Origin of the sequence: Pedobacter sp., assembly GCF_045627485.1 — a bacterium.
Classification (GTDB): Bacteria; Bacteroidota; Bacteroidia; order Sphingobacteriales; family Sphingobacteriaceae; genus Pedobacter.
In genome coordinates this window covers 1-10,120 of sequence record NZ_JAZQNU010000097.1, presented here as the reverse complement: position 1 = coordinate 10,120, position 10,120 = coordinate 1, and the positions used below count along the sequence as shown (strand labels likewise).

General features: G+C 39.3%; 8 protein-coding genes. 3 read left to right on the top strand and 5 right to left on the bottom strand.

What is annotated here, in order from left to right; genetic code table 11:
• Positions 1-178 precede the first annotated feature (178 nt).
• The 4 genes from ACR2F3_RS07435 to ACR2F3_RS07420 form a co-directional block, all read right to left on the bottom strand.
• Positions 179-649: a RidA family protein gene (locus tag ACR2F3_RS07435; protein ID WP_432709353.1), complete on the bottom strand. Its 471-nt coding sequence runs from the start codon at positions 647-649 to the stop codon at positions 179-181.
• A 73-nt stretch (positions 650-722) separates the two neighbouring features.
• Positions 723-2,036 carry a gluconate:H+ symporter gene (locus tag ACR2F3_RS07430; protein WP_432709352.1) on the bottom strand — a complete coding sequence of 438 codons (1,314 nt, stop codon included), beginning with the start codon at positions 2,034-2,036 and terminating at the stop codon, positions 723-725.
• Positions 2,037-2,208: 172 nt separating this feature from the next.
• Positions 2,209-4,089, bottom strand: coding sequence for a RagB/SusD family nutrient uptake outer membrane protein (locus tag ACR2F3_RS07425; protein WP_432709351.1), 1,881 nt, complete (start codon positions 4,087-4,089; stop codon positions 2,209-2,211).
• A gap of 19 nt (positions 4,090-4,108) precedes the next feature.
• Complete coding sequence (locus ACR2F3_RS07420; RefSeq protein WP_432709350.1) at positions 4,109-7,426, bottom strand: SusC/RagA family TonB-linked outer membrane protein; 3,318 nt, start codon at positions 7,424-7,426, stop codon at positions 4,109-4,111.
• A gap of 366 nt (positions 7,427-7,792) precedes the next feature.
• Here ACR2F3_RS07420 and ACR2F3_RS07415 point away from each other — a divergent pair, with 366 nt between their 5' ends.
• From ACR2F3_RS07415 to ACR2F3_RS07405, 3 genes are all read left to right on the top strand, one after another.
• Complete coding sequence (locus ACR2F3_RS07415) at positions 7,793-8,557, top strand: SDR family NAD(P)-dependent oxidoreductase (protein WP_432709349.1); 765 nt, start codon at positions 7,793-7,795, stop codon at positions 8,555-8,557.
• A 154-nt stretch (positions 8,558-8,711) separates the two neighbouring features.
• Positions 8,712-9,041: an ArsR/SmtB family transcription factor gene (locus ACR2F3_RS07410; RefSeq protein WP_432709348.1), complete on the top strand. Its 330-nt coding sequence runs from the start codon at positions 8,712-8,714 to the stop codon at positions 9,039-9,041.
• Between the two features lie 24 nt (positions 9,042-9,065).
• Complete coding sequence (locus ACR2F3_RS07405) at positions 9,066-9,518, top strand: SRPBCC family protein (RefSeq protein ID WP_432709347.1); 453 nt, start codon at positions 9,066-9,068, stop codon at positions 9,516-9,518.
• A gap of 61 nt (positions 9,519-9,579) precedes the next feature.
• Here ACR2F3_RS07405 and ACR2F3_RS07400 read toward each other — a convergent pair.
• Positions 9,580-10,120, bottom strand: a 541-nt coding sequence (locus ACR2F3_RS07400) for an alanine:cation symporter family protein (RefSeq protein ID WP_432709346.1), incomplete at its 5' end; no start/stop codon positions are given.

Sequence of the window (10,120 nt, the reverse complement as noted above, 5' to 3'; positions counted from 1 at the left end):
GACGCAAACGGCTTTTATCATCAATCATACTGATCAACAATTCTATATTGTGCCTGATCCGGTCTTCATAAAAGGCCAGCCCCGGGGAACTTACGTGTGCCACAACTTCTAATTCATACCAGTTTGATTTGTTCATGATTTAGCGATTAAGGAGGTGATCACTTCTATCTGGTTATGATTAATAAAGTTCGAATAAGGCCTCCACTTCTACAGGGATGTTATCTGGCAAGGAACCGAAACCTACAGCACTTCGCACCCCTATGCCATTTTCCGGTCCCCATACTTCGGCAAACAATTCACTGCAGCCATTGATCACATAGGGGTGTTTTTCAAAATCTGCTGTACAGTTAACCATACCTAATACTTTAATTACTCTTTTTACTTTATCCAGGCTGCCTAATTGTGCTTTAATTGTGGCGAGCATGGTTAAGCCTACTTGCCTTGCAGCAAGCTTACCTTCTTCCTGGTTCAGGTCTGCACCTATTCGGCCAATGATTAAAGTGCGATCGTCATTAACTGGGCCATGTCCACTTAAATAAAGTTTGTTTCCATCAATTAAGCAAGGTTTATAGACACCAAGGGGTGCAGGTGCTGGTGGAAGTTGTAGGCCTAGCTTTTCAAAACGTTGGTCTGCTGTCAGGTTCTCCATAGGGTATTGTGGTATATATTTTTGGGTTTATACTCGGCCATATGAAGGCCTTGTTGACTTTAATAGGAGCAATTTACAAAAGGGTATTGAGAATCAGAATTCCGATTAATCCGACAACGCCAACTATGGTTTCCATCAATGCCCAGGAACGGAATGTATCTTTTAGGCTGAGGTTAAAATATTCTTTAAATAACCAGAATCCGGAGTCGTTTACATGCGAAAACATGAGGCTGCCCGCGCCTTCCGCCAGAACCATCAGGTTGGGGTTTGTTTGTGCATTGACCATTAACGGATATGCAATGCCCGCAGTGGTTAAGCCGGCTACGGTTGCCGAACCTACTGCAAAGCGGATTAACGCTGCAATCAGCCAGCCTAAAATTAGTGGTTCAACGTTTATTCCCTGAAGGTATTTTGCAATTTCCTGACTAACGCCAGTTTGCACGAGGACCTCCTTTAAAGCCCCGGAGCCTGCAATGATGAGTAAGATCATGGCAATATCTTTAATTGCCTCTCCATAAAGCAGCATAATGTCATTCATTTTCTTCCCCCTTGAAGTTCCAAGCAGCCAGGTGGCAATGATCAAAACGATCATCATCACTACAGAAGGGTTTCCTATAAAACCGATTACTGGTGCTATGGTGGAGTCTATTGGTAACATTAAAGGCAGCAAAGAAGCTAATGCTAACAGGATCACCGGAAGCAGGGCTGTAAATAAACTCACCCAACGCCCAGGCAATTCTTCTGAGGGCATTTCTTTGGTTCTGAAGGAATCAAGGGGTTTTGCCTGGATGTTCTTTAATGTTTTAGCAAAGATGGGTCCCCCGATAACAATAGCGGGTATAGCGACGATCATCCCATAAAACAGGGTAAGCCCCATGTTTGCATCAAACTGCACCACCAAGGCTGCCGGCGATGGATGAGGTGGCAGAAAACCATGGGTTACAGACAAGGCGGCCAACATGGGTAAGCCAATGTAGATGGCATTGAGCTGATAACGGTAAACCACGGAAAAGATTAAGGGCACCATTAATACAAATCCGATACCATAATACAGAGGAATACCAATGATAAAACCGGTGATAACCATGGCCCATTGGATGTGCTTTTTTCCGAAGGTGGTCATCATTACCTCTGCAATTTTTTGTGCTGCACCACTTTCGGCAACAAGCTTACCGAGCATCGCCCCTGTTGTAATAATGATGATCAGTGAGCCAAGTACATCTCCCATTCCTTTTTCTACTGCACCCGCAATTTTATTGAGCGGTAAACCTAAACTGATACCTGCAATAATAGAGACGACCAGGAAAGAAAGGAAGGCATTGATTTTAAAAATCGAGATCATCACGATCAACAGAATAATGCAAAGTAAAACGGTGAGTATGGTCATATATTAAATATCAAAATATTTAATTACTAAACAAAGATTAATTAAGGAGATAATGGGAATAATCTTTAGGTATAATGATTCCAGCTACATCATGCCTAGAAAAGATCAATTCTTTAAAATAAAAAAAGGGTGTGTCTTTTTAAGACACACCCTTACAATTGGTTAAGATTAACTATTGTAGTTTCTGACCATAATAAGGTCTGAAATCGTCATTTGATCTATAATAATAATAATTAGTGGGCGCTGTATAAGGATTATTATAATTAAAAATAGCACGATTGGCATTCAATTCAGCTTGATTCCACCCTGGGGTCCAACCTACAAATACGCCATCCATATTGATACAATACTGGTAACGTTCGTTATTATTTCCAGGGTAAGCACGATGAATACCCACTTCTAAGCGCTTTGCATCAAAGTAATTCACTCCTTCACCCCAAAACTCTACACCTTTCTGAAATACATATTCATCGAGGAAAGCCTCTTTTGTGGATGGCTTGAAACTATAATTGCTATTACGGGTTTTTACGATACTTTCTAAAGCGGTAGCTGCTGCAGAAACACCTGCTGTATGAAGTGCTGCTTCTGCTTTCAGGAAATGCATCTCTTCAACACGCATAACAGGATAATCTGTGGCTCCACCAACTTCATAAGTTTTATAATCGCCATTGTGAGGACGGAACTTAATATTCACATAAAGCCATGGCCAGGATTGAAAGCCATTCCCTTTATTGATTCTTGAACGAATCAAAGATGGGTTACTGTTTAGCTTATATTGTTCCTTATTAGCATTAAAACCTGAATAATCATTATTCCAATCACTTTGCTGTGTACTTTGATCATTATTACCAATTAACCATTTGTTGTTAATCAAGTTTCCTTTGGAATCTTTTTCAATCAAAAGAGGTGCTCCTGCCTTTTGATTAGTGGATTCGTAAAAGAAATTAGGTGCCAGCCATGACTTTTTACGAAAGTCGTTATCAGAAAGACGTTCATACCATTTACGGTCTAATGCACGACCAACACGCCAGCCATAAACTGAGAATTGTGTTTCTGTACCAAAGATCATGGAAAACACAAAGGATCCGGTTGTTGCTGCTTTGATGTTACCTGGAGATATTGAAGTAGCCATCATCCATGAATTCTGAGAATTACGATTATTAAAACCATTTGAAGGATCTGTCCATTGCGCTTCTGTCAAAGGTGTGGCACCAGAGGTTGAAATAGCTTTATCGGCATACTCATTAACTTTTTGCCAATAGTTGGCAGCATCTTTATAGGTTACTGAAGTATTAACACGAGAGGCCAAATTTGTATAAGCCCTTGCATAAAGACCATATACTACTGAAAGATTTGGCTGCACATTATCCGTACGCACAAAACCATCGAGGTATTTTTCGGCCTCCTTTAAATCGCTTAATATAAGGTCATAAACAGCGTCAACTGTAGCCCGTGGATTGTTAGACGCTTCAGCAGGTGTAGTTTTTTCAGTAACAATAGGTACACCTAAATTTGTTAAATCATTTTGAGGCTGAACATAAGCGTAGCGGCCATCCGTAGGCTTTTTATACTCCATTATCTGCACCAGTTCCATATAATAGAGTGCACGATAGGCATAACTAATTCCTAAATAGGCCTTTTTTGTATCATCCAGATTATTGATGTCAATCAACTTTATAACATCATTTACGTTTTTGATATAAGCATAATAAAGATAGGATGGATAAAGGCCACGGTTTGATCCGGTAGCACTTACAGAACCATTGGCATATGCACCCATAGTGTTGTAGCCATTTGCTCCTGCAGATACCAATTGGGTTGTACCGTGCTCTAACATTCCACGCATACTTCCATATGAAATCATTTCAATTCCACCATCACTATTTTCATACCCCGCCATTGAGGTATAAATAGAATTAACCATCCCATTTAAAGCAACTGGAGAAGCCTCAATTTGCTGGTCTAACACAAATTCTGTGGGTAATGTTTCTTTACTGCAACCACTTAAACATAGCATAGCAGTGGCAGCTAAAAATATATAATTTTTATTCATGATGTTTCACTTTTAATATTTAGAATGTCAATGAAAGACCTCCTGAGAATGTACGAATTGGAGAATAAAGCTCTGGATTAGTAAATCCTTGTAATGAATACCGAGGATCAAAGCCCTGACGAGCTGAAAAATAGAATGGATTTTCAACAGCCAGATAAATACGTAGCTTTTCCATACCATACTTTCTTGCCACCTGAGTAGGCAATGTATAACCTAAATTTATATTCTGAATGTTTAAATAACTTGCATCTGTAATGAAACGATCTGAACGTGCACTTTGACTATAAGTTTCTGCATATAAAAGACGCGGGATAGCAGCGTTTTTATTGCTTGGTGTCCAGGCATTTAACATATCAACATGCCAGTTTGTTGCCGTGGTACCCGCTGTATGCATCAATGTCTGGTAGGTATAATCATAAGCCTTTCCACCAATCTGGTAATTCAAGTTAACAGAAAGATCTATTCCTCGGTAAGTAACCGTTGTACCAAAACCTCCGTAGAATTCGGGAAGCGCATCACCAATCAGGTAATCTGTTGCCTGGCTTGCATCTTTGGTTGTTGTTTGGCCGGTAACCACTCCCTGAGGATCCAGGGTATCTTTATAGTACAGTGATTCACCAGTTTCTTGATCTACTCCTGCAAATTTTGGTAAAAACCAGTTGTAAAGAGGAAGACCCTCCGCTACAAAATATTTGTATTTAGAAACAAATGATTTATCCAGGTTTACATATCCATGATTTCCTTCAACGTTAGTTGTCTTGATATCAGACGGCAAACTCAACACTTTATTTTTAACGTGTGAAATATTAAAATTAACATTCCATTTAAAAGCATCCTGGTTAACCAGGGCTGCATTTAACACCATTTCGAATCCTGCATTGCGCATATCTCCCAGATTAACATAATAACTCGTATAACCAACAGAAGGAGGCGTATTCAATGAAAACAACATATCACTGGTTTTACGGTAAAAATACTCCGCACTACCACTCAAACGCCCCTTAAATAAATCGAATTCTGTCCCTATGTTCAAGTTTGTATTCGTTTCCCAGGTAATATCTCTTGACCCTTTTTGGCGCCACTGGTAAGCTACTTCATTACCGTTATTTACAATATTATATGAATCGGCGTACAAATAATCACCTATATTGTCATTCCCTTGAGAGCCAATAGAAGCTTTCAGTTTCAATGAACTTACCCAGGATGCATTAAAGAAGTCTTCCTTTGAAATAAGCCATGCCCCACCAACGGACCAGAAATCACCCCAACGATTTTCCGTAGCAAAACGTGAAGAAGCATCACGACGATACGACGCTGACACGAAATATTTAGCATCGTAATCATACATCGTCCGGAAAAAATAACCTTCATTGTTATAGGTATTTGCATAAGAATTAGGATTACCATTCAAATTCAATACCGTACCAAGCTCATTTGTATTATCTATTCCAAAGTTGTACCCTGAAGCACCTAAGTATTCGAATTTATAATCGTAATATTCATGTCCTAATAAGGCACTCACATGATGATTACCAAAGTCTTTGGTGTAATTTAACAACTGCTGCATATTGTAACTAAAAGTGCGGGAAGCACTTTTCGACAAAGAGCCGTTAAGGGCTGAATTTGTATATTGGTCTACGAATGGGCTATTGATATAGGTAAACCTACGGTCGTAGTCGTATGCATTTGCATTAACGGTAAATTTTAGGTTTTTTGACATGATGAAATCTGCATATCCACTAATGATAAATGAATTACCTGTAGTTTCCTCATTTCTGAATTTATTGTTGAAAATAGCATTACCACCAATACCACCAGCTCTACTTAAATCGTAATTGTTAGCGAAATCGTACATTTGCTCACCCCATTTATCAATCATGATGTTCTTGTTGGCATCCCGGTAATAAACTGGGTAGATCGGCGCTTGCGTTTTTATGATGGCCCAAATAGAGCCGCCGCCAATTGTACCTTCCGGGGTCTGCATGTAATTGTATTTACTGTAACTTGTATTTCCTCCAACTTTAAGCCATTTCTTTGCTTCATAATCAAGCTTTAAACGTGCGGTTAGCCTTTCTTGAGAAGATCCTTCCTGAATACCTTCCTGATTTAAGTAGCCCAGGGAAGTGTAATAATTTATTTTATCGGATGCTCCGGAAATCGATGTGTTATATTCCTGACGTAATCCAGTCTGTAAACCTTCTTTCGCCCAATCATCAGCTTGCAGCCAGTATTGGTTATCATTGTAGGAATAAAGTGTACCCATTTTTGCATTGGGATTCATTTTACCACCATTCTGGATAAATTCCTGTCCATCAGGAACTGAATAAATCATGTAGCCTGGTCCCACACCACTTGAAGTGCTGGTAAGATGCTGATTGGCTAATAAGTGCGCAGCAGATGGAGTCATAGCTCCCCCCTTATCTGTTACATAAAAGTTATTCAACATGGTATAATAGGTTTCATAAAATTGCTGCGCATCCATGGTCTTATAATTTCTTAATCCATTAGAATTTACGCCCACTTTAGTGTCGAAATTAATTCTCGCTTCTCCGTTATTGCCTTTCTTGGTAGTAATCATAACCACCCCATTAGCTCCACGAGCACCGTATAAAGCATTAGATGCAGCGTCTTTCAATACCGTCATCGTTTCAATATCAGCAGCGTTGATCAAGTTCATGTCTCCTTCAAAAGGCATTCCGTCTACTACGATTAAAGGTTCAGTTGCTGAGGAAATAGATCCGAAACCCCTGATGGTTATAGAAGGAGAACTTCCTGGTTGTGAAGATGGACTGTTAAGCTGGACACCAGCTACACGGCCAGCTAATGCACCAAGGGGATTAGAAACTTGAGATTTTTGAAGATCTTCTGATTTCAGCACACCTGCAGAACCTGTAAAAGCTTCCTTAGTGGTTTTACCGAAAGCAACAACCAGCACTTCATTTAATTCCTGCCTGTTTTCTTTTAAGGTAACCTGAATCGTATTTTTACTTCCCGGATTTAATGTTTGGGTAACAAAACCAGTATAGGATATTTTCAGCGAACTATTCTCTTTAATAGTCAATTCAAAATTTCCTCCTGAATCGGTTGTCGTACCATTTGTAGTGCCTTCCTCAACCACATTAACACCGGGGATTCCACTCCCATTTTCATCTTTCACTACACCTGTTATTTTCCGAGTGTTTTGAAATGTCCGCATACTACTTAAAGCGTGACCACTTGCCGCGCTGATTTCTGTGAATTTCGGCTTTATAGACACTTTTCCATTTGCAGCCAAACTCAGGTGGAAGCAGAATAGCGGCATGTAAATACAGACGACTTTCTTTGTAAAATTGTTCATAGAATTTATATGTGTATTATTTATTTGTTTTTCTTTTGGGTATCCTGTCTTTTTCATGCTTTATAGTTACATAAAGCTTTGGAAAAACGAGAACTAGTCATGATTTTTTAAAATGTTTGGTTAAAATAGAAGAGTATAGATGCAGAGTTAATGGAAAATCGATTTTCTAAGCCACTAAACTACAAAAACATCTATATAATTGAAGAAAAAACCATAACTATGAGTTGTATAATAGATATAATTATTAATTAGACATTACTCATAAGGAACATGAGTAGTTCTTGTAAAAAAATTAAGGCTTTTGTTGTGGAAATTTGTTATTAGCAAAAGGATTTGAGGCAAATATTTTTAATCGATTATAAAAACATGGAAACAAGAAATAAAATAGCCCTGATTACAGGTGGCAGCCGCGGCCTGGGAAGGAACATGGCTTTAGCAATAGCCAGGAAAGGTATTGATGTAGTGATTACTTACCACACCAAAAAAGAGGCCGCTGATGAGGTAATTGAGCAAATACGCCTCATGGGGCAAAGTGCATGGGCCTTTCAATTAGATACCAGCAACACAAAAAGCTTTGGTTCTTTCGTAAATGAACTAACAATACTTCTTGAAAAAGAAACCAATAGCCCGAATATAGATTTTCTCATCAATAATGCCGGAACAGCGCTGTATGCTCCAATAGCTGACACTACGGAGGAGCAAGTGGATGAAGTTTTCAATATCCATTACAAAGGGGTATTCTTCTTAACTCAAAAAATGCTTCCATTTATGAACGATAGCGGTGGCATAGTGAATATTTCTTCAGGACTAACGCGCATTGTTATGCCTGGCTCAGCGGTATATGGCTCTTTAAAGTCTGCAGTGGAAACACTCACACGTTACCAGGCAAAGGAATTAGGTAGTAGAAAAATACGGGTTAACGTAATAGCCCCTGGTGCAATAGAAACAGATTTTGGTGGAGGTCGTGTGCGTGACAACAAAGAAATCAATGAACAGATAGCGAGTTTTACGGCATTAGGTCGAACTGGCCTGCCGGATGATATTGGCAAGGTGGTTGCCTTTTTATGCACCGAAGACGCGTACTGGATCAACGCACAGCGGATAGAAATTTCCGGTGGACAGGGCATTTGATTATTATTTTATTCTCAATATCATTTGGATATGGTATAGCAAACATGCAAAAGGCTTTGAAATTGGCGCAAAAATCTCTAAAAAATAATTTTAAATATAATTGTGTAACCAAATGGTTTTATATAAATTAGTGTAACCAAATGGTTTCAATTTTATGGAATTAAGAAGAGATGTATTTCAGGCTATTGCCGACCCCAACCGCAGGGAGATTATTGATTTGTTAGTCAAACAGACCATGAACTTAAATGCCCTGGCTGGACACTTCGATATTAGCAGGCCGGCGGTCTCTAAACACATCAAAATTCTGACAGAATGCGGGCTGGTTGTCGTTAACCAGAATGGCAGGGAACGGTATTGCAGCGTGGATGCAAAGAAACTCGAAGAAGTTGATCAATGGCTGAGTAACTACCGTAAATTTTGGAACCATAAATTAGATGCACTTGGTGATTTTTTAGATCGCCAGAATGATCTGGATTTAAAGTAAATGTAGAGTTTAATTTAAATAAATATGGAAACAAAATCAGTAGTAGTTGAACGCACTTACAATGCGCCGATTCAACGGGTATGGACAGCCATAACCGACAGAGATCAAATGAGAGAATGGTATTTTAACCTTGAGGACTTCAAAGCAGACATAGGCTTTAAATTCCAGTTTACAGGGGGTGATGAACATGTTCAATACCTCCATGAATGTGAAGTATTAAAAGTTGAGCCACCTCGTAAACTTGTTTACTCCTGGGCCTACCCTGGGTATCAGGGATATTCGGTCTTAACATGGGAACTTTTTGAGGAAGGGGAAAATAACACCCTGCTAAGGCTTACACATGATGGATTAGAAAGTTTCCCTCAAGACAATCCAAACTTCAGGGTGGAAAGTTTTACTAACGGATGGAACTACTTTGTTAATGAGGCACTACCGGCATTTGTAGAAAAACAACATGGCTTGTTGCAATATGGTTAGTGATTAACTTTTCGCTTATTATAGCAAAAAAAGCTAACGATGTGTATCGTTAGCTTTTTTTTTACCACTGATCGGTGTTGGTGATGCCGACATCCTTGGCTTTAAATACTGGATCCTTTCCTTCCTTCCTCTGCCGTTCGTAATCTTTTAAAACTTTCATGGCTGGTTTTCGCAACAATAATATAGCAACTATATTTAACCAGGCCATTATACCTACCCCAATATCTCCAAGTGTCCATGCGGCCTCCGCTGTTTTAACAGAACCATAAAAGGTAGCAACTATAATTAATGCCCTCAACCCGTTAAGCAGCCATTTGTTACCCTTTTTATCCAGGTAACTGAGGTTTGTCTCCGCTATATAATAATAGGCCATAATGGTTGTAAATGCAAAGAAAAGCAAGGATACTGCAACAAAACCTGCTCCTAACGATGGGAAATGAGCAGCGATAGCATACTGTGTGTATTCGGCACCGATGGTTGCTCCGGGTATGTTTTCTACTAGAAAGCCTCCATCAGGGTTTGCCACATTATATTTACCTGTAAAGAGAATCATGAACGCGGTAGCTGTGCAAACGAATAGCGTATCTACATACACTGAAAAT

Coding starts and splice junctions, on each gene's coding strand:
- ACR2F3_RS07435 (WP_432709353.1), bottom strand. CDS start 649: ATGGAGAACCTGACAGCAGACCAACGTTTTGAAAAGCTAGGCCTACAA.
- ACR2F3_RS07430 (WP_432709352.1), bottom strand. CDS start 2,036: ATGACCATACTCACCGTTTTACTTTGCATTATTCTGTTGATCGTGATG.
- ACR2F3_RS07425 (WP_432709351.1), bottom strand. CDS start 4,089: ATGAATAAAAATTATATATTTTTAGCTGCCACTGCTATGCTATGTTTA.
- ACR2F3_RS07420 (WP_432709350.1), bottom strand. CDS start 7,426: ATGAACAATTTTACAAAGAAAGTCGTCTGTATTTACATGCCGCTATTC.
- ACR2F3_RS07415 (WP_432709349.1), top strand. CDS start 7,793: ATGGAAACAAGAAATAAAATAGCCCTGATTACAGGTGGCAGCCGCGGC.
- ACR2F3_RS07410 (WP_432709348.1), top strand. CDS start 8,712: ATGGAATTAAGAAGAGATGTATTTCAGGCTATTGCCGACCCCAACCGC.
- ACR2F3_RS07405 (WP_432709347.1), top strand. CDS start 9,066: ATGGAAACAAAATCAGTAGTAGTTGAACGCACTTACAATGCGCCGATT.